The organism is Methylosinus sp. PW1 (genome assembly GCF_000745215.1).
In the GTDB taxonomy this organism is placed as follows: domain Bacteria; phylum Pseudomonadota; class Alphaproteobacteria; order Rhizobiales; family Beijerinckiaceae; genus Methylosinus.
In genome coordinates this window covers 37,844-57,177 of the sequence record NZ_JQNK01000010.1, presented here as the reverse complement: position 1 = coordinate 57,177, position 19,334 = coordinate 37,844, and the positions used below count along the sequence as shown (strand labels likewise).

General features: G+C 66.5%; 13 protein-coding genes. 6 read left to right on the top strand and 7 right to left on the bottom strand.

Annotated features, from left to right (window positions below; translation table 11 throughout):
- Nucleotides 1-339 precede the first annotated feature (339 nt).
- Complete coding sequence (locus K369_RS23630) at nucleotides 340-1,596, top strand: Hsp70 family protein (protein ID WP_036296671.1); 1,257 nt, start codon at nucleotides 340-342, stop codon at nucleotides 1,594-1,596.
- 7 nt (nucleotides 1,597-1,603) lie between these two features.
- Here the strand turns inward: K369_RS23630 and K369_RS23625 are convergent, their stop codons facing one another.
- Nucleotides 1,604-2,956: an ATP-binding protein gene (locus tag K369_RS23625; protein WP_051949577.1), complete on the bottom strand. Its 1,353-nt coding sequence runs from the start codon at nucleotides 2,954-2,956 to the stop codon at nucleotides 1,604-1,606.
- Nucleotides 2,953-3,615, bottom strand: coding sequence for a response regulator transcription factor (locus tag K369_RS23620; RefSeq protein ID WP_036296669.1), 663 nt, complete (start codon nucleotides 3,613-3,615; stop codon nucleotides 2,953-2,955). Before K369_RS23620 ends, K369_RS23625 begins: the two co-directional genes overlap by 4 nt.
- A 131-nt stretch (nucleotides 3,616-3,746) precedes the next feature.
- Between K369_RS23620 and K369_RS23615 the strand changes: the two genes are divergently transcribed.
- The 3 genes from K369_RS23615 to K369_RS23605 are packed head-to-tail and all read left to right on the top strand — an operon-like array spanning nucleotide 3,747 to nucleotide 9,349.
- Nucleotides 3,747-4,871 (top strand): efflux RND transporter periplasmic adaptor subunit, encoded by a 1,125-nt coding sequence (locus K369_RS23615; protein ID WP_036296666.1) that lies wholly within the window; start codon nucleotides 3,747-3,749, stop codon nucleotides 4,869-4,871.
- Nucleotides 4,872-4,883: 12 nt separating this feature from the next.
- Complete coding sequence (locus K369_RS23610) at nucleotides 4,884-8,024, top strand: efflux RND transporter permease subunit (RefSeq protein ID WP_036296663.1); 3,141 nt, start codon at nucleotides 4,884-4,886, stop codon at nucleotides 8,022-8,024.
- A gap of 5 nt (nucleotides 8,025-8,029) precedes the next feature.
- The gene (locus tag K369_RS23605) at nucleotides 8,030-9,349 is read left to right on the top strand and encodes a TolC family protein (protein WP_036296874.1); all 1,320 of its coding nucleotides are present in this window, start codon (nucleotides 8,030-8,032) and stop codon (nucleotides 9,347-9,349) included.
- A 148-nt stretch (nucleotides 9,350-9,497) separates the two neighbouring features.
- On the opposite strand, the gene K369_RS23600 is transcribed toward K369_RS23605, so the two are convergent.
- The 5 genes from K369_RS23600 to K369_RS23580 form a co-directional block, all read right to left on the bottom strand.
- On the bottom strand, nucleotides 9,498-11,105 hold the full coding sequence (locus K369_RS23600; RefSeq protein WP_036296661.1) for a murein L,D-transpeptidase: 1,608 nt from the start codon (nucleotides 11,103-11,105) through the stop codon (nucleotides 9,498-9,500).
- 551 nt (nucleotides 11,106-11,656) lie between these two features.
- Nucleotides 11,657-12,262: a TPM domain-containing protein gene (locus tag K369_RS23595; protein ID WP_036296658.1), complete on the bottom strand. Its 606-nt coding sequence runs from the start codon at nucleotides 12,260-12,262 to the stop codon at nucleotides 11,657-11,659.
- Nucleotides 12,262-13,053 (bottom strand): YgcG family protein, encoded by a 792-nt coding sequence (locus tag K369_RS23590; RefSeq protein ID WP_198033209.1) that lies wholly within the window; start codon nucleotides 13,051-13,053, stop codon nucleotides 12,262-12,264. Before K369_RS23590 ends, K369_RS23595 begins: the two co-directional genes overlap by 1 nt.
- Nucleotides 13,054-13,146: 93 nt before the next feature.
- Nucleotides 13,147-13,743, bottom strand: coding sequence for a LemA family protein (locus K369_RS23585; RefSeq protein ID WP_036296652.1), 597 nt, complete (start codon nucleotides 13,741-13,743; stop codon nucleotides 13,147-13,149).
- A 159-nt stretch (nucleotides 13,744-13,902) separates the two neighbouring features.
- Entirely contained in the window at nucleotides 13,903-14,913 is a 1,011-nt protein-coding gene (locus K369_RS23580; RefSeq protein ID WP_198033208.1) for a hypothetical protein, read from the bottom strand.
- Between the two features lie 366 nt (nucleotides 14,914-15,279).
- Here K369_RS23580 and K369_RS23575 point away from each other — a divergent pair, with 366 nt between their 5' ends.
- Nucleotides 15,280-16,662 (top strand): M20/M25/M40 family metallo-hydrolase, encoded by a 1,383-nt coding sequence (locus K369_RS23575; RefSeq protein ID WP_036296647.1) that lies wholly within the window; start codon nucleotides 15,280-15,282, stop codon nucleotides 16,660-16,662.
- A 127-nt stretch (nucleotides 16,663-16,789) separates the two neighbouring features.
- On the top strand, nucleotides 16,790-19,324 hold the full coding sequence (locus K369_RS23570) for a cation-translocating P-type ATPase (RefSeq protein ID WP_036296644.1): 2,535 nt from the start codon (nucleotides 16,790-16,792) through the stop codon (nucleotides 19,322-19,324).
- The last annotated feature ends 10 nt before the right edge of the window (nucleotides 19,325-19,334 follow it).

Sequence of the window (19,334 nt, the reverse complement as noted above, 5' to 3'; positions counted from 1 at the left end):
CAAAAACAAATGAAAGCGCCCGCCGTCGACGGACTCGTCCCGTGGCGGGCGCGCCCGCCGGAGCTTCGGCGTCACGCCGAACGTTCAAGACGCCGCGGGGGCGAGGAGGTAGAATCGCGAGACGTCCTCGGCTTCCGTAAGCCGTCGGACCGCGTCCCGCCCATTTGCAAATCCGCGCGAAAAATTGCAGTTTCGCGCCAGATTTGGACGGCCGCCCTCCCCGCGGCCGCGCCCCAAAGCCGACAACCCCCATAGCTCCGTCATCCGGCCGACGCTCGTCGGCGCGGCGGCGCGTTTTTCGCTCTGCGCTCGCGCGGCGACTATAAAGGAGACAATCGCGTGAGCCTCGCTTGCGGGATCGATTTCGGAACCTCCAACTCCTCCGTTGGCTATATGGCCGAGGGCGAGCCGAGGCTCGTTCCGCTCGAGGGCGACAGCGTCTCGCTGCCGAGCGCGATCTTCTACCCCGCCTATGGCGGCAAGCTCGGCTTCGGCCGCTCCGCCATCTCGCTCTATATCGACCGCGAGAATGGCCGTCTGTTTCGCGCCATCAAGAGCATTTTGGGCGGCTCGCTCATTCACGAGACCACCGCCGCCGGCGGCAAGCGCGTCGCCTTCACGGCGATATTGGGCAGCTTTCTGCGCCATTTGAAGGACAAGACCGAGCTGAGCGCCGGCGCGCCGATCGACAACGCCGTGCTCGGCCGCCCGGTCTTCTTCGTCGACGACAATGAGGCCGCCGATCGCACCGCGCAGGAGCAGCTCGCCGCCGCCGCCCGCGCGCAGGGCTTCAAAGAGGTGCTCTTCCAATATGAGCCCATCGCCGCCGCGCTCGATTACGAGCGGCGCATCGAGCGGGAGGAGATCGCGCTGATCGCCGATATTGGCGGCGGCACCTCCGATTTCTCCATTGTGAAGGTCTCGCCGAAGAATCGGCGCAAGATCGACCGCAAGGACGATATTCTCGCCAATTCCGGCGTCCATGTCGGCGGCACCGATCTCGACTATCGGCTGAGCCTCAAGCAGGTCATGCCCTTGTTCGGCTATCAGACGCGGCAGCGGAAACGCCCCGAGCTCGATCTGCCCAATGGCTATTTCCACGATCTCGCGCAATGGCATCGCATCGCCTTCCTCTACAACAACAAGACGCTCGAGGAATTGAAGCAGCTGCGCGCCATCGCCGGAGAGCCGGAGAAGGTCGAGCGATTCATCAAGGCGATCGATGATCGCGCCGGCCATCGCGTCGCGGGCGATGTGGAGGAGGCGAAGATCGTCCTCTCGGAGGCGGCGACGGCGATGATCGACCTCGCCTATCTGGACGAGGCGCTGCTGATCGAAACATCGCGCGCGCTGTTCGAGGAGACGATCGCCAATGAATGCCGCAAGCTCACCGATTGCGTCGCGCGCTGCCTGAGGGCGGCGGGCGTGAAGGCGGCGCAAGTCGATACGGTGTTCTTCACCGGCGGCAGCACTTTCATTCCGGCGATCGAGCGCGCCTGCCTCGTGCATACGCCGCAGGCCAAGATCGTCCGCGGCGATAAATTCGCCAGCGTCGGCGTCGGGCTGACGATCGATTCGGGATTGAAATTCGGCTGAGCCGCGCTCAGCCCGCCGCGGGAAATTCGGCGGCGCCGGACAAATCCACCTCCACGCGCAGCCCGCCGAGCGCCGAGCGCGAGAAGCGCATATCGGCGCCATAGGCGTCGAGAACATCCTGCACGATGGCGAGGCCGAGGCCGGCGCCGCCGGTCTCGTCGAGCCGGCCGCCACGACGGCGGATCAGCGCCTCGCTGCCCTCCGGCAGGCCCGGCCCGTCATCCTCGACGATAAAAACGCCGCCGCCGAAAGAAACGCAGATGCGCTCGCGCGCGTGGCGGGCGGCGTTCTCCATCAGATTGCCGAGAATCTCCATCAGATCGACGCGATCCACGGCGATGCGCGCTTGGGGCGCGATGCGCATGTCGAAACGCGCCTCGGTCCCCGCCGAGGCGAGCGTGCGCGCCAGCGCGTCCACCACTTCGGCGACCGGCGTCGGCGCGCCGCCGCGCGCGACGCCGCGGCTGCGCGCCCGCGCCAGCTCGCGCGCGACATGGCGATGCATGGCGTCGCCGATGCGATCGAGCGAGCGCGCGATCTCGGTCTCGCCCCTCTCGCGCAAGAGCCGGGCGTCGGCGGCGAGCGCGGTGAGCGGCGTCTTCAAGCCATGGGCGAGATCGGAGGCGCGATTGCGCGCGCGCTCGATTTCCTTGTCGCGCTCGTCGAGCAATCCGTTCACCTCGTCGATGAGCGGCCACACCTCCGGCGGCGCCGGCGAATCGAGCCGGCGACGACGCCCCTTGGCGATCTCGCCCACCGCCGCGCCGAGGCCCACGAGCGGCGCGAGGCCGAGCCCGACCTGAATCCAGGTGGCGAAGGTCAGGCCGATCGCGATGAGAAGGAGCGCGGCGAACAGCTCGGCCGCAAAAGCGTCCCGCGCGCGGGCGACGCCGGAGAGATCGAGCGCCACCAGCACGCGCAGGCGCGACGCCGCCGTCCCGCCGAGAGCGACGCAACGCTCGCCGCCGAGCAGAGCATTGCCCCAAGGCCCGCGCATACGATGATAGGCGATGCGCTCGCCGCTCTCGCAACGGCCGGAGATTTCCAGCGTCTCGTCGCCGAGCGAGGCGGAACGCTCAACATCGCTTCTGTCGTCGCCCGCCACCTGCCAATAGAAGCCCGAACGAAAGCGCGCGAAACGCGGGTCCGGCGTCGCGGTGATGACGCGCAGCCGTCCATCGGAGTCGACCGCGAGATCGGAGACGAGCTGACGGACATAGGTCTCGATGTCGTCGTCCATCGTGCGCTCGACATGATGCTCGAACAGCAGCACCAGCACGAAGCCGGCGAGCGCCAGCGCGCCGGCGATGGCGGCGGCTCCGAAGAGAAACAGCCGCAGGCGCAGCGAGCGCGTTCTCATCGGTCGAGATCGGGCATAGAATAGCCGAAGCCGCGCTTGGTCTCGATCGCCTGCGCGCCGAGCTTCTTGCGCACGCGGCCGATCAGCACTTCCACGGCGTTGGAGCTCTGCTGGTCATGGCCATAGACATGCTCGGCGAGATCCGATTGTGGAACCACCTGCCCGCGACGATGCAGAAGATAAGCGACGAGACGATATTCGATCGCCGTGAGCTCGACCGTATTGTCGTCGACCTTGATGGTCATGCTGCGCTCGTCCAGCGAGAGCGCGCCATTGCGCGTCACCGAGGAGGCGTGGCCGGCCGAGCGGCGAATGACGGAGCGCAGCCGCGCCAGCAATTCCTCGGGCTGAAACGGCTTGGGCAGATAATCGTCGGCGCCCGCGTCTATGCCGGCGACGCGCTCGCTCCAGGAGCCGCGCGCGCTCAAGGCCAAGACCGGCATGCGGCGGCCCTGCTCGCGCCAGCGCTCCAGCACGGCGAGCCCGTCGAGCCCCGGCAGGCCGAGATCGAGAATGACGGCGGCGAAATTCTCCGTATCGCCGAGAAACCAAGCCTCCTCGCCATTGGCGACGCTGTCGACGACATAACCCGCCGCGCGCAGAGCTTTCGCCACATCGCGGGAAATGCGCTCGTCGTCTTCCACCAGCAAAATTCGCATGTCACAGGGCTGCGGTGCTATGCTCCGCTCGAATTTGGTCGTCGCGTCAGCGTCGAGTTCGAGCTCGTCAGCTTTTCGTCAGCTTCGATAAGCGAAATTGCGCGTAGACGCAAAGACCGGTTCCAGGCGGAATGAACATACAAAAGTTTCAGCATCTTGCCGTCATCGTCGGACTGGCCGGCGCGCTCCTCGCGAGCGCGGCCCGCGCCGCCGACGAGGTCTCCATCCCGCTGCGCGAGCAGGACATTCAAGCCGCGGGCATAGAAACGAAGCCGGTGGAGAAAAGCTCCGGCTCCGACGAGCTCGTCGTTCCTGGAACCGTGACGGTTCCGCCGCAGCAATTGCGCATGGTGGCGACGCCCGCCGCCGGCCTCGTCGAGACACTGCTGGTCTCGCCGGACGAGGAGGTGAAAGCCGGCGATCCGATCGCGACCCTCAAATCCTCCGAGCTGATCGAGGCGCAGCGCGCCTTTCTGCAGGCCGCCGCCGACGCCGCGCTCGCCAGCGAGAAGCTGCGCCGCGACGAGCAGCTGCACAAAGAGCGCATCATCGCCGAGCGCCGCCTTCTGGTGACGCGCGCGGAAGCCGCGCAGGCGCGCTCCGTGCTGGACGAGCGCGGCCAATTGCTGGCGCTGGACGGCATGAGCGAGCAGGCGATCGAATCGCTGCGCAAGGAACGCAAGCTCGGCGCCGCGCTCACCGTGCGCGCGCCCATGTCCGGCGTCATTCTCCAGCGCCATGCGACGGTGGGCGATCGCCTGATGGCCTCGGCGCCGCTCGTCACCATAGCGCGGCTCGATCCCATCTGGGTCAATCTGCAAATTCCCATCGGCCGCGCCGGCGGGCTCGATCGCACGGATAAGGTCGTGCTGCCGAGCCATGGCGTCGAGGGAAAGCTGATCCGCATCGGCCGGACCGCCGATCCGGCGACGCAATCCATCACCGCGGTCGCGGAATTCTCGCCCGGCAAATCGCCGATTCGCCCCGGACAGGCGGTGCAGGCTATTCTGCGCATCAAAGGAACCGGCGGGACGCTCTGGCGCGTGCCGGCCGACGCCGTGGTCCATTTCCGCGACAAAGACTGGGTATTTCTGCGCTCTGCGGATGGTTTCCGCGCCGTGCCGGTCAATCTCGTCTCGGAGACGCCGCAATATGCGTCGATCCAAGGACCGCTCGCCGTCGCCGATCAGGTGGCGACGCGAGGCATGCTGACGCTGCTCGCCGAGCTTGCGGCGAAAGACCCGAGCGCTAAGTGAGCGAAACGCGACATGCTCGATAAACTCATCAAAGCGGCGCTGGGCCAGCGGCTCCTGGTCTTTCTCGCGGCGATCGCTCTCGCCGCCTGGGGCGCGCACGCCTATTCCAAGCTGCCGATCGACGCTTTTCCGGATGTCGCGCCGGTGCAGGTGCTGGTCTCCATGCGCGCGCCCGGCCTGACGCCGGAGGAGCTGGAGAACCGCGTCACCGCGCCCATCGAGATCGCCGCGCGCGGCATTCCAAATCTCGTGCGCATGCGCTCGACGACGCGCTATTCCGTGGCGCTGCTCACTTTCGAGTTCGGCGAGGGCACGGATATTTTCTGGGCGCGCACGCAAGTGAACGAGCGCCTCGCCTCGGTCGCCGATCAGCTGCCGGCGGGCGCCTCGGGCGGCCTCGCGCCCATCGTCACGCCGCTCGCCGAAATGCTGATGTTCACCATCACCGGCGGCGGCCTCACGCCGACAGAGCAGCGCAGCCTCGTCGATTGGACCATTCGTCCCGCATTGCGCGGCCTGCTCGGCGTCGCCGACGTCAATGTGCTCGGCGGCTATGTGCGCACTTTCGAGGTCGCGCCCTCGCCCTCCGCCATGGCGGCGCGCGGCATCACCGTGAAGATGCTGAAGGACGCGCTCGAGGAGAACAACCGCAACGACGGCGCCGGCCGCGTGCGCGATGGCGAGGAAGCGCTGCTGGTGCGCGCCGAGGGACGGCTGCGCACGCTCGACGACATACGCTCGGTCGTCGTCGCCGCGCGGCCGACCGGAATCGTGCGCGTCGGCGATGTGGCGGATGTGCGCAATGGCGCGCTGGCCCGCAATGGCGTCACCACGCGCAATGGCGAGGACGAGGCCGTATGGGCGCTGGTGCTTGGCCTGCGCGGCGCCGACGCCAGCACGGTCGTTTCCGGCGTCAAGGCCAAGCTCGAGGAGCTGAAGCCGCGCCTGCCGGAAGGCGTGAAGGTCGAGATTTTCTACGATCGCAGCGAGCTCATCTCCAAAGCCGTGTGGACGGTGCAGAAAGTGCTGATCGAGGCCATCGTCCTCGTCGTCATTCTGCTGTTCCTCTTCCTCGGCAATCTGCGCGCGGCGCTGGTCGTCTCGCTGATCCTGCCGCTCGCCGCCCTCTCCACCTTCGCCATCATGCGGCTCTATGGGCTCTCGGCCAACATCATGTCGCTCGGCGGCCTCGCCATCGCCATCGGCATATTGGTCGATTGCGCCGTCGTCGTCGTCGAGAATGTCGAGCATCGCCTCGCCGGAATGGAAAAGGCCGACCTGCAAGACCGCGTTCGCATCACCTATGAGTCGACGCGCGAGGTCGCCGGCCCGCTCGTCTCCGGCGCGGTCATCATCATCACCGTCTTTTTGCCGCTGCTCTCGCTCGAGGGGCTCGAGGGGCGGCTATTCGCGCCGGTCGCGCTCACCATCGCCTTCGCCATGGGCTCGGCGCTCATTCTCTCGCTCACCGTGGTGCCGGCGCTCGCCGCCAGTCTGCTGCGCGCAGGCGGCAGCGACGAGCCCTGGCTGGTGCGCAAAATCTCCGCCTTCTACGATCCGCTGCTCGAGCGTGCGCTGCGCCGGCCTATGGTCGTCGGCGCGGCCGTGACCATCGGCCTCGCTCTGGCGCTGCTCGCCTCCAATCACATCGGCCAGACCTTCATGCCGGTGATGGACGAAGGCACGCCGGTCATCACCGTGCGCAAGCATCCGACCATCAGCGTCGATATGACCGCCGAGACCGACATGCGCATAGAGCGCGCGCTGATGGCGCGCGTGCCGGAGATCAAGGGCGTGATGGCGCGCGCCGGCGCCGACGAGCTCGGCATCGACCCCGTCGGCCTCAATGAGACCGACATGTTCCTGACGCTCGCGCCGATGGACAAATGGCGCGAGCCCAACATGGCCTGGCTGCTCGGCGAGATGCGCCAGGTGCTCGACACATTCCCCGGCATTTCCTACGCCTTCTCGCAACCGATCGACATGCGCGTGCAGGAGATGATCATCGGCGCGCGCGGCGATGTGGTGGTGAAGGTCTTCGGCGACGACATAGACGAGCTGAACCGCCTCGCACGCGAGATCGCCGGAACATTGCGCAAGATCGAAGGCTCGCGCGACGTCTTCGCGCTACAGAATGACGGCATGCGCTATCTCACCGCGCGCATCGACCGCCTGGCCGCCGGCCGCCTCGGCCTCAACGCCAGCGATATTCAGGACGGATTGCGCGTATGGGTGGACGGCACGCAGGTCGGCCTCGTGCTCGAAGGCCCGGTCCGCACGCCGCTCGTCATACGCGGCGATCCCGTCTCGCGCCGCTCGCCGGTGGATTTCGCACGCGTGCCGGTGGTGTCCGGCGACGGCAAGGTGGTGGAATTGTCGCAGCTCGCCGACATACGCGCAGAGAACGGCCCTATACAGGTCATTCGCGAGGAGGCGCGGCGCTACGCCACCGTGCTCTCCAATGTCACGGGGCGCGATCTCGTCGGCTTCGTCGACGAGGCCAAGGCCGCCGTCGCCAAGGAGGTGCATACGCCGCCGGGCTATGAGCTGGTGTGGGGCGGTCAGTTCGAGAACCAGCAGCGCGCCTCGGCGCGGCTCGCCATCGTCGTGCCGCTGGCGCTGGGGCTCATCTTCCTGCTGCTCTATCTCACCTTCGGCTCCATGTCGCAGGCGGCGCTGGTCTTCTGCAATGTGCCTTTCGCGGCGATCGGCGGCGTCATCGGCCTTTGGCTCTCCGGCGAGTTCCTCTCCGTGCCCGCTTCCGTCGGCTTCATCGCGCTCATCGGCATCGCCGTGCTCAATGGCGTGGTGCTGATCTCCTATATCAACAAGCTGGTCGCCGAGGGCCGCGCCGTGCATGACGCGGTGCGCGAAGGCGCCCGGCGCCGCATGCGCCCGGTGCTGCTCACCGCGACCATCGCCGCGCTCGGCCTCGCGCCCTTCCTCTTCGCCAAGGGTCCGGGCGCGGAAATCCAACGGCCGCTCGCCATCGTCGTCATCGGCGGCCTCGTCACCGCCACCGCTCTCACGCTGCTGCTCTTGCCCATTCTCTACGATCGCTTCGACTTCAAGCGTCTGCTGCGCAAGCGCGCCGCGACGCAGCCCGCCGTCACCACGGCGCCGGATTCCCGCTGGCGGATTCAGCGTCGATGAAAACCATGCGTTGCCTTCCTCCGCTTCTTTCGACCACGCTCGTCCTTCTTCTCGCCGCGAGCGCGGCCGCGCAGACGCAGCCCAAGCTCACCGTCTCGCCGCTGCCGCCGGGCATAGAGGCGAAGGCGAAGGCGAAACCAAAGCAGAAGCCGCCGGGCAAGCCCTTCGGCCTCGTGCTCACGCGTCATCTCGATCAGGCGATCGGCATAGATGCGCAGAGCGCTGCGCTGGAGGCGCAACGCCGCGCGGTGGCCTCGCGCTACGCCCAGGCCAATTCCTTCACGCCCGGCTCGCCCTTCTTCGGCGGCTCGCGGCAGGAACGCGTCAAAGGCAATGTGCAGGGCTATCGCGAATCCGAGCTCGAGATCGGCATGCCGATCTGGCTGCCGGGAGAACGCGAAGCCTATGAGCTCAATGTCACCGCCGGCGTCGCCGAGATCGTCGAGCGTCTGGCGCTGCGTCGGCTCGATGTCGCGGCGCTGGTGCGCGACGCCTGGTGGACGGCGCAGCGCACGGCGAAAGACGCGGCCGTCGCGCGCGATCGTCTGGCGACGGCGCGCGATATCGGCAATGACATGAAGCGGCGCGTCGAGCTGGGCGAGAACGCCGCGCAAGACGAATTGCTCGCGCGCAACGAAACGCTGGCCGCCGAGACGGAAGTGGCGCAGACCGACGCCGCCGCCAAGGCCGCGCGCGCCGCCTATGAGGTGCTGACCGGCGGCGGGACGCCGGACGGAACGCTGGAGGCGCCATTGCCGGCGCGCCCGCTGGAGGATCATCCCGCGCTGCGCGCGCCGATCGCCGCGCTCGGCAAGGCGCAGGCGCAGATGCGGCTGATCGAGACCGGCTTCATCGACAATCCGGAGATCGCCGTCTTCGGCCGCAATGAGCAAGGCACCGATCCCGCCGCCGAGGATCCGATCCGCTCCCATAACAATACCGTCGGCGTGCGCTTTCGCATTCCGCTGCCGACGCCCGGCCGCAATATTCCGCGCATCGCCGAGGCGCAGGCGGAATTCGATCGCGCCAACGCCGAATTCGGCCGCGCGCAGAGGTACGTCGCCGCGGAGATCAACGCCGCCCGCGCCGCCGTCGCCGCAGCGCGACGCGCGGACGGCCTCTCGGCCAAGCGTCTCGCCGTGGCGAGCGAGCAGTTCGATCTCGCGCGGCGCTCCTTCCGGCTCGGCGAGATCAACGCTTTCGATCTCTATCGCGTGCGCCAATTGCAGCTCGACGCGCAGCGCGCGCGGGCGAGCGCGGCCATCGATCTCGGCGTCGCATTGTCGCGCCTCAACCAAGCCTTCGGCTACGCGCCGACTCTGTGACGCGTTTTCCCTCTCCCCGCGCGGGGAGAGGGTCAGGGTGAGGGGCCTGGGCTTTTTATCCGCAACGGAAAGCGCCCCGAGCCCCTCATCCTCACCTTCTCCCCGCAAGCGGGGAGAAGGAGGCGGCCGGCGCCGCGCGAAGCCGAAATTACCCCTCGAGCCCCAGCGCCTGCCGCACCTTGGCGGAATAGCCGTAGAGATCGCCGCGCAATTGCAGGCGTCCCGCCTCGTCCACGAAAGCGGTGAAATATTCGATGTGGATCGGCAGCGGCCGCGAAAGATTTATGTAGCGCTCATTGCCGCCGACGAGCTTGCGCACGCGCTCCTCCGGCCAGCCGCTGCCCGGCCCCAGCACCGCCTCGGCGAGGCGGAAGGGCTGATCCACGCGCACGCAGCCATGGCTCAGAGCGCGATGCGCCGAAGCGAACAGCGCATGATTGGGCGTGTCGTGCAGATAGACGGAGAAATCGTTCGGGAACATGAATTTGATGCGCCCGAGCGCATTGGATTCGCCAGGCTTCTGCCGCACGAAAGTCTGCCCCTTGCGCGTGATCACCTCATAGCCGCGCGCGGCTATGGCGCCGAGGTCGCCGCCGAATTTGGGCAGCATCTCCTTCGTCAAAATCGACGGCGGCACGTTCCAATAGGGATTGACGATGATGAATTGCATTTTGTCGGAGAACACCGGCGTCGGCGTGCCCTCCTTGCCGACGATGACGCGGGCGCGATGCGCGACATGTCCGTCGCGCACCAGAGCCAGCTCGAAATCGGGAATGTTCACCTCTATGCGGCTCTCGCCGAGCTCGCGCGGCAGCCAGCGCCAGCGCTCCATATTGGCGATGATCTCCGCCTCCACCTGCGCATTGGAACGGCGCGGCGGCGCGCTCGGCGCCTCGCGGCCCGGGGCGGCGTCATGCGCGACCGAATGCGCGGCCTCGGCGAAACGCCTGTCGAGCTCCGGCAGGCCGGCGCTGCGCAGCTCCACGAGCTTTCCCCGCAGCGCGCGATAGCCTTCATGCGGCGGATTATAGTCTTGCAGAAGATCGCCTGCGCGCGATCCTGCGGCGGCGATCGTCGCGATCACGGCGCCGGCCTCCGGCAGAGCGGGATGCGCGCCGATGAGACGCGACAGGCGCCGCGGATCGATGCGCCCGCCGGAGGCCTGAGCCGCATAGGCGACGACGGCCTCCGACAATGCGAGCTCATCCGCATCGCCGCCGAGCTTCGTCTCCGAAGGATAGGCCAGGCCGCGCAGATCGAGACCATCGTCGCGCGCGCGGCTCAGCCGCTCTATCGCGGCCGGCGCCGAGGCGCGCCAGGCGCCGCCCTCGCGCCACAGCGGCTTAAAGGCGCGCTGCGCATAAAAGGCGGCGACCGCTTTGCGCCGCGCGCGCTGCTCTAATCCACGCGCCGCGCCGGCCCATGAGTCGAGCGCGAGCGCGAAAGCTCGCTGCTCCTCGCTGAGCAGCGCCTCGGCGACATCGAAGCCGCCAACGACGGGAAGCACGGCGAGCGCGGTGGAGTTGACGATAGGAAGCAGCGCCGATGCATTCGGCGGCGCGAGGATGTCGGCCGGCGGCTCTTCCATGCGCAGCCAGGAAACCTCGAGCTGCCGCACCAGTGGCGGCGGCGCGACGGTGAGCGGCGCGCGGAAAGGCGCGCGCGGCTCGGCGGCGGCGCCCGAGGACGAACCGAGTCCGACTGCGAACGCCAGAACGGACGCACGCGCGAAACTGCCGCGGAACACCATGCTCATCTGCCTCACGCCACCGGGCGGCGCCCTGCTGTCGAGCAGGCGGCCGCTCACCAATGCTCACGCGCGCCGCTCTCGACTCGCGCCTTACGTATATTAACGTAAACGGGTTAATGCTTGGAATAGCTTGCCCGCCCCGCCACAAAGATTGCTTTTCCATTAACGACGCGGCGGCGACGGAGTCGAGTTGCGGCTATCGCGCGCCCGTCTCGCAATTAGCTGGGCGCGACTTTTTGTAGCCGCCGCGCTTTCCGCCGCAAATTCAATTCGCTCGAGCGCTTCGCGCCATTCTGCCGCATGCGCGCGCAATTGTCGGCGATGAAAACGCGGCGCAGTTTTCTCCTCGGCGATGCGCTGCGTCGTCGTCACAAGAAAAATTGCACTGAGGGAGAATCGTCATGCACAGCAATGCGGAGCTCTTCAAAGCCGTCGCCGGCATCGTCGGCGCGCTCGCCTTTTTCATCGTCGTCCTTCACCAGCTCACCCGCCTGATCGGCTGAGAGCCTTCTCCTCGCGCGACTTCCCGGAGCGCCCCCCGGCGTCTCCGGGATTTTTCAAATCACATAGATGCGGTCCGGCAGCTCCTCATGGCCGCCGGGCGGCACATGTTTGGACAAGAGCCGCGCGCATTCGCCGATCGCATCGACGAAACCATCGGCGATGCGCCCCTCGCGCACGCGCGCAAGCAGAAGATCGAGCGCCGCGCGCCAATCCTCCTGCGGTATTTTCGCCGCTATCCCTTCGTCCGCGACGATGCGCGCATAGCGCTCGCCGAGCGAGACGAAGATCAGCACGCCGGTGCGCTCTTTGGTCGCCGAAACGCCGCGCGTGAAAAATTGCTCGATCGCCGCGCGATGTGCGCGCTCGCGCTTGACGAAGCGCGGCGTCAGCGCGAGCCGCAAGGGCGGCAGCGAAAAGAGCAGCGCCGCGCCGATGAAGACGAGAATCTGAATGGCGAGAATGAGCCGCACGCCGAGCTCGGTGAAAAAGACGAGCGGCCATGGCGCGATGAGCGCGATGAGCGCCGCCAGCAGCGGCGGCACATAGGCGTAATCGGAGGAGCGGCGCGCCAAAACGCAGACGATCTCCCCCGCCGTGCGCCGCTCGGCGGCGGCGATCGCCTCCGCTATGCGCTCTTTATCCGCATCTGAAATCGGCATCACCAATCCCCCGAGGCGCCGCCGCCGCCCGACGAGCCGCCGCCGCCTGAAAATCCGCCGCCGCCATCGCCCCAGGAGGAACCGCCGCCGCCCCAGGAGGAGCCGCCGGACCAGCTGTCGTTCGACGGCGGAAAATAGACGATCGGCCCGCGCCCGCCGCGATAAATGCGCCGCCCGCCGCCGCGGGCGTTGGCCAGCATGGAGAAGAAGACGAACATGAAGAGCAGGAAGATGATGAAAGGCACGATCTCGTCGAAGCCGGGCTCCGAATGTTCGGCGCGCACTTTCACGCGCTTCTCCCATTCGGCGGAATCGCCGCTCAGCACCTCGATGATTCCATCGACGCCGCGCTCGATTCCGGCGCCGAAATCGCCGGTCTTGAACTTCGGCGTCACCGCCGTCGCGATGATGACTTTGGAGAGCGCGTCGGTGAGCGTTCCCTCGAGCCCATAGCCGACCTCTATGCGCATCTTGCGCTCATTGGGCGCGATGAGGAACAGCACGCCATTATTGACCTTCGCCTCGCCGAGCTTCCAGAAGCGGAACAGGCCATTGGCGAAAGTCTCTATATCCGTGTCCTGCAGCGACGGCACTGTGGCGACGACGAGTTGAATGCCCGACTTCTCCTCCAGCGCCTTCGACTTGGCCTCGACCTCCTGCCGCGCCGCCGGCGGAATAATATGCGCGTCATCGACGACGCGGCCGGTGAGCGCGGGGAAATCGAGCGCCGCGAAGGCGAGCGCCGGCAGCAGGAGAAAGACCAGCAGAGCGAGGCTTCGTGTCCCACGCATCGTGGCGAAGACGCCGCGGCGACGCGAAGGCCACGAAGGAAGCGACGGCATCAGCGGCGATCTCCCATAGAGCGTTTTCTAAAAAAAGCGATTCTAGAACTTCACCGTCGGCGCCTGCTCCGCGCCGGCGTTGGCGGTGAATTCGGCGAGCGGCTTGGTCCCGGCGAAGACGGTCTTGGCCCAGAGCAGCGTCGGGAAGGTGCGCAGCGATGTGTTGAACTCCCGCGCCGCCTGAATGTAATCGCGCCGCGCCACATTGATGCGGTTCTCCGTGCCCTCGAGCTGCGACTGCAAGGCAAGGAAATTGGTGTTGGATTTCAGATCGGGATAGGCCTCGCTGACCGCGAGCAGCCGCCCCAGCGCGCCGGAGAGCTGCGCCTGCGCCTCCTGAAACTGCTTCAATTTTTCCGGATCGGTGAGTTGCGAGACATCGACCTTGGCCTGCGAGGCGTGAGCGCGCGCCTCCGTCACCGCGGTGAGCACGTCCTTCTCATGCTTGGCGTAGCCCTGCACGGTGGCGATGAGATTGGGGATGAGATCGGCGCGGCGCTGATATTGCGCCTCCACCTCGGCCCATTTGGCCTTGGCTTCCTCCTCCTGAGTCGGAATCGTGTTGTAGCCGCAGCCCGAGAGGGAGAGCGCGAGGAAGAGAGCGGCCAGCAGAGACGGCCGGCGGAGGGAAAAATTCATCCGAAAGTCTCCTCATGACGTCATCCGCCCCACCGAACGGAGCGCGCCCATTACTTAGGCTGCACATGAAGGCTTGGGAAGTGCGGGCGACGCCGGAAAGGGGGAAGAGGCGTGGGTCGGTTTGGATTTCGGCTTGTGACCCAACGCGGACCTACCAGATCATGTGTTGAACCACATGACAAACTCCTGCGGGCGATAGTCGGCAAAATGTCGAATCGCCTCATCGTCATAGTGCAATGCCCGCAGGCCCTTGATAATGAAGCCAGGCAGAGGCTTACCATCGGGAATAGGAACTAAGATGTTGGGCAGATCTTGGTCTCCGCCGAAGTCGAAAGCATGTTTTCGTTCAGTAAGCGTTTCGGCCGCTCCCTGCTGAAAGTACAAAAGATGCCGCACGACGATCACAGCATCGATGTGGGGATAAGTTAACGGTAACCCATCAGCGGATTTAACGAACGTATTGGTTGTAAGAAGTCCCTGACTCGGCTCATGCACCAAACTCGTGATGGGTTCAAATATGAAGTCGTCCCATACGATCACGAGGACGCCGACTGTCTCTTTTTCTTCCGCGAAAGGAGCAAACTTTTCCTCGGCACTAGCAAGAAAATCCTTAATCGGGTTGTCCCGCGGCAGGGTTGGCTCCTGCTCTCCTGCTATCGCTTTGCGCATTTCCTTATCAAACATCCGTCCCGGGAACTGAGTTGGATTCTGAGAGCGAGCGTGCTGGTGAGAAAGCAGCGAAGGCGCCTTTACCTCAAACAGGAAGACTATTTCTGTGGTATCGACCTTCAGCTCGGGACGCTTACCATTTGGAGTAGCAGAAGGTTCATGTTGAAACGTGGTGCCTTCAGGCCACGGCAAATAAAGTATTTGCCGTAACACTAGAACTTCCGAGAGTTTCTGCATCAACATCTCGTAATCTGGTTTGTGCTTCTCCCGTCCGGATATCGAAGCGACATCCTCGATCAATGACCAGCCCAGCCCTGGCAGCTTTAATTCGCACTCCACGCATGCGGCGATCAGGTGAGCCACAAAGGGGTGCCTCGGGCCCCGAGCAAAGAGCCAGTGAAACCAGTGCCACGGACCGCTGATGATCCGTGGCGCTACGGTCTGATACATTCGTAGATGAAGTTCGATATCAGGATCAAATAAGTTCGCGTCCTCGGCCATCGGCACACCATTTTGTAGCAATCAGCATCATGTTTCGCGAATCCGGAGTGCGGCTTTTGTTATGACTGTACGGCTCAGCGGAACAATAATGACAACCCACGAGTACGAGCCAGAACAATTTCAGCATAGCGATTAGCTACGATTCGATGCAACAAATCGATCGCAAATGGCCTTCGGGCATACGTCAGCCCATGGCGCATCGCGGGAGTTTCACCCCAAGCCATTGCCTACGGACGCGATGAATCCAGCCGAACGGCCGTCGCTCTTTTCATGACGCTCCATTCGCACTAGCTTCGGGACCAGATTGCAGTTTTCATCGCGACTCGCGCTGCGCCGCGCAGCGCGACCCGTAGCGGAGCCTCTTTCATGTCGACGGAAACCGTTCTCCAATCCTTGGACGCCGATCTGCCCGCGGCCACGGATCGCCTCTTCGATTTTCTGCGCATCAAATCCGTCTCCACCGACCCAGCCTTCGCCGGGGAATGCCGCCGCGCCGCCGATTGGCTCGCCGGCCAGCTGCGCGAGCTGGGCTATGAGGCGAGCGTGCGCGACACGCCCGGGCATCCGATCGTCGTCGGCCACGCCAAGGCCAAGCGGCCGGATGCGCCGCATGTGCTGTTCTATGGCCATTATGACGTGCAGCCGCCGGACCCGCTCGACCTCTGGGTCAGCGATCCTTTCGATCCGCGGCTGGTGAAAGGCGACAAGGGCGAGGAGATCGTCGCCCGCGGCGCCTCGGACGACAAGGGCCAGCTGATGACCTTTCTCGAGGCCTGCCGCGCCTTTCAGCGCAATGGCGGCCTGCCCTGCCACATCACCTTCCTCTTCGAGGGCGAGGAGGAGACCGGCTCTCCTTCGCTGCCGGATTTCTTCGCCGCCAATCGCGAGGAATTGTCCGAGCCGGCGCTGGCGCTCGTCTGCGACACCGGAATGTGGAACGCCAAGACGCCCGCCATCACCACAATGCTGCGCGGCCTGGCGCAGGAAGAGGTGATCCTCACCGCCTCCGATCGTGATCTGCATTCGGGCATATTCGGCGGGCCGGTCGTCAATCCGATCCATGTGCTGGCCAAGATCGTCGCCGACCTCCATGACGCCGAGGGACGCGTCACGCTGCCGGGCTTTTACGACGGCGTCGCCGAGCTGCCGGAGGAGATCGCCGCGCAATGGCGCGGGCTGGAGTTCGACGAGAGCGCGTTTTTGAAGAGCGTCGGCGTCGCGCGCCCGGCCGGCGAGCGCGGCCGCAGCGTCATCGAGCAAGTGTGGTCGCGCCCGACCTGCGACGTGAACGGAATCATCGGCGGCTACACCGGCCCCGGCGCCAAAACGGTGCTGCCGGCGCAGGCGAGCGCGAAAATCTCCTTCCGCCTCGTCGGGACGCAGGACCCGGAGAAGGTGCTGGACTCGTTCCGCGCCTTCGTGCGCGAGCGCCTGCCGATCGATGTGCGCGCGGAATTCGTTCCCCATGGCGCCTCGCGCGCTCTGCAGCTGCCCTTCGGCTCCGAGGCGCTGACGCGCGCGCGGCGGGCCTTACAGGACGAGTGGGACAAGGAGGCGGCGCTGGTCGGCTGCGGCGGCTCCATCCCGATCGTCGGCGCATTCAAGCGCGATCTCGGCATGGACACGCTGATGATCGGCTTCGCGCTCGAGGACGACCGCATTCATTCGCCCAATGAAAAATACGCCTATAGCTCGTTCAAGAAAGGCTCCCGCTCCTGGGCGCGCGTGCTCGCCGCTCTGGCGGCGTGATATTCGCCAGCACGGCCGTCATCGCGAGCGAAGCGGAGCGATCCGGAGCCGCGAGGCGGTCCCTGGATCGCTTCGTCGCCCACGCTCCTCGCGATGACGTAGCGACGAAAGACCAGGGGAAAATCGCATGGGGCTTCGCGCGTCACGACCAGAGCCCCGGCCGGCGCGCGATTTCGCGCCGCTCTCCGAGCGCGAGGCGGCGACGCGCCTCGAGCGTTTCGGCCCCAATGAGCTGGAGCGGCCCGCACGCCGCTCATGGCTGCTGATCGCCCTCGCCGCGTTGCGCGAGCCTATGTTCGCGCTGCTGATCGTCGCGGCGCTGCTCTATCTCGCGCTCGGCGATATCGACGAGGGCCTGCTGCTCACAGCGGGCGCCTTTCTCTCCATCGGCCTCGTGGTGGCGCAGGAGACCCGCAACGAGAATGCGCTCGCCGCTCTGCGCAGCCTCGCCGCGCCCAGCGCGCGCGTGCTGCGCGCCGAGGGCGCGCGGCGCATTCCGGCGCGCGAGATCGTCCCCGGCGACATCGTGCTCGTCGGCGAGGGCGAGCGCGCGCCGGCCGATGGCGCGCTGCTGCGCGGCGATGTCCTCTCCGTCGACGAATCGGCGCTGACCGGCGAATCGGCGCCGGTCTGGAAAGCCCCCGCGACAATGGTCGATCCGCTGCTCGATCCCGAGCCCGGCGAGGAGGCGCCCTTTCTCTTCGCCGGAACGCTGGTGACGCTCGGCCAGGGCGCGCTGCTGACGACACGCACCGGGCGCGCGACGCGACTCGGCCGCATCGGCCGCTCGCTCGAGGCGATCGAGCCGGAGGAGACGCCGCTGCAGAAGAGCACGGGCCACGTCGTCGCCGTCCTCGGCGCGCTCGGCATCGGCTTCTGCCTCATCGTCGCGTTCGCCTATGGCCTCGCCTTCGGCGATTGGATTCAAGCGGGACTGACCGGCATCACCCTCGCGATCTCGCTGACGCCGGAAGAATTCCCCATGGTGCTGGCGGTGTTTCTGGCGCTCGGCTCCTATCGGCTCGCGCAGCGCAATGTGCTGGCGCGCCGCTCCGCCGTCATCGAGACGCTGGGCGCGACCGACGTGCTCTGCGTCGACAAGACCGGCACGCTGACCCAGAACCGCATGGAGGCGGCGTTTTTCCTGCGCGGCGCGGATATGTGGCGACGGAGCGACGCCGCAATGCCGCAGGCGATCGCGCCTCTCGTCGCCGCCGCCTTGCGCGCCAGCGCCGTCGATCCTTCCGATCCGATGGATCGGGCGCTGCATCGCCTGACCGGCGATTCGCCCGCCGGCGTGGTTCTGCGCAGCTTTCCGCTGCGGCCGGAGACGCTCGCCTTCATGCAGACATGGCGCGAGGCCGACGGCGGCGTCGCCACCTACGCAAAAGGCGCGCCGGAGGCCGTCGCCGGCCTCTGCCGCATGGGCGCGGATGCGCTGCGCCTTCTGACCGCGGAGGTCGCGACCATGGCGGCGCATGGGCTGCGCGTTCTCGCCGTCGCCACACATCGGGGGCCGTTGCCGAAGGAGGACGATCCCGGCTCGGGCGTCTTCGCGCTCGACGGGCTCGTCGGCTTTCTCGATCCGCTGCGCGAGGATGTTCCCAAAGCCGTGGCGCTCGCGGTGCGCGCCGGCATTCATGTGGTGATGATCACCGGCGATTATCCGGCGACCGCGCTCGCCATAGCGCGTCAGGCGGGAATAGAGGCGCAAAGCGGCGCGCTGAGCGGCGCCGAGATCGCCGCGCTGAGCGAGGCCGCTCTGGACGATGCGGTCGAGACGACACGCGTCTTCGCGCGCATTCGGCCGGAGCAGAAGCTCGCTCTGGTGGAGGCCTACAAGCGCAACGGCCATATCGTCGCCATGACCGGCGACGGCGTCAATGACGGACCGGCGCTGCGCGCCGCGCATGTCGGCGTCGCCATGGGCCAGCGCGGAACCGATGTCGCGCGCGAGGCCGCGTCGATCGTGCTGCTCGACGATCGCTTCGCCTCCATCGTCGCGGGCGTGCGCAGCGGCCGGCGCATCTTCGCCAATCTGCGCAAGGCGCTGATCTTCGTGACGGCGATCCATGTTCCCATCGCCGGCCTCGCGCTCACGCCCATACTCTTTCTTCTGCCGCCGGTGTTCTATCCGGTGCATGTGGTGGCGTTGGAGCTCGTCATCGATCCCATTTGCGCGCTCGTCTTCGAGGGCGAGCCGGCCGAGCGCCATCAGATGGAGGAGCCGCCGCGCTCGCCCACGGAGCCTTTGTTCGGCCTGCGCCAGATCGGCGCCGGCTTTTTCGAGGGCGCGGTTCTGCTCGCCGCTCTGCTCGGCGTCTATTTCGTCTCGATGCGGACCGGCGAAGGCGAGGGGGAGACGCGCGCGCTGGTCTTCGTCGGCCTCGTCATCGGCAATCTGGCGATGGCCTTCGCCTCCGCCGCGGAGCCCGGAACCTCGCTCTTCGACAAGCGGCGCGTCGCCTTCTGGAGCATAGCGGCGGTCACGACGCTCGTGCTCGCGCTCGTCGTCTATCTTCCCGCGGCGGCGGAGCTGTTCCGCTTCGCGCCGCCGGCGCCTCGAGACCTCGCCTGGACCGTGGCGACGACGCTGGCCGCCGGCGGCTGGTCGGGGGTATACAAGGCGGTCCGCAGAAACGTCTCTCCGCCGCGGAGATAACCGGAAACCA

Excerpts from the sequence above, each read along its gene's own strand:
- K369_RS23625 (WP_051949577.1), bottom strand. The coding sequence starts at position 2,956 with ATGAGAACGCGCTCGCTGCGCCTGCGGCTGTTTCTCTTCGGAGCCGCC.
- K369_RS23615 (WP_036296666.1), top strand. The coding sequence starts at position 3,747 with ATGAACATACAAAAGTTTCAGCATCTTGCCGTCATCGTCGGACTGGCC.
- K369_RS23600 (WP_036296661.1), bottom strand. The coding sequence starts at position 11,105 with ATGAGCATGGTGTTCCGCGGCAGTTTCGCGCGTGCGTCCGTTCTGGCG.
- K369_RS23590 (WP_198033209.1), bottom strand. The coding sequence starts at position 13,053 with ATGCGTGGGACACGAAGCCTCGCTCTGCTGGTCTTTCTCCTGCTGCCG.
- K369_RS23620 (WP_036296669.1), bottom strand. The coding sequence starts at position 3,615 with ATGCGAATTTTGCTGGTGGAAGACGACGAGCGCATTTCCCGCGATGTG.
- K369_RS23580 (WP_198033208.1), bottom strand. The coding sequence starts at position 14,913 with ATGGCCGAGGACGCGAACTTATTTGATCCTGATATCGAACTTCATCTA.
- K369_RS23595 (WP_036296658.1), bottom strand. The coding sequence starts at position 12,262 with ATGCCGATTTCAGATGCGGATAAAGAGCGCATAGCGGAGGCGATCGCC.
- K369_RS23610 (WP_036296663.1), top strand. The coding sequence starts at position 4,884 with ATGCTCGATAAACTCATCAAAGCGGCGCTGGGCCAGCGGCTCCTGGTC.
- K369_RS23605 (WP_036296874.1), top strand. The coding sequence starts at position 8,030 with ATGCGTTGCCTTCCTCCGCTTCTTTCGACCACGCTCGTCCTTCTTCTC.
- K369_RS23570 (WP_036296644.1), top strand. The coding sequence starts at position 16,790 with ATGGGGCTTCGCGCGTCACGACCAGAGCCCCGGCCGGCGCGCGATTTC.
- K369_RS23585 (WP_036296652.1), bottom strand. The coding sequence starts at position 13,743 with ATGAATTTTTCCCTCCGCCGGCCGTCTCTGCTGGCCGCTCTCTTCCTC.
- K369_RS23575 (WP_036296647.1), top strand. The coding sequence starts at position 15,280 with ATGTCGACGGAAACCGTTCTCCAATCCTTGGACGCCGATCTGCCCGCG.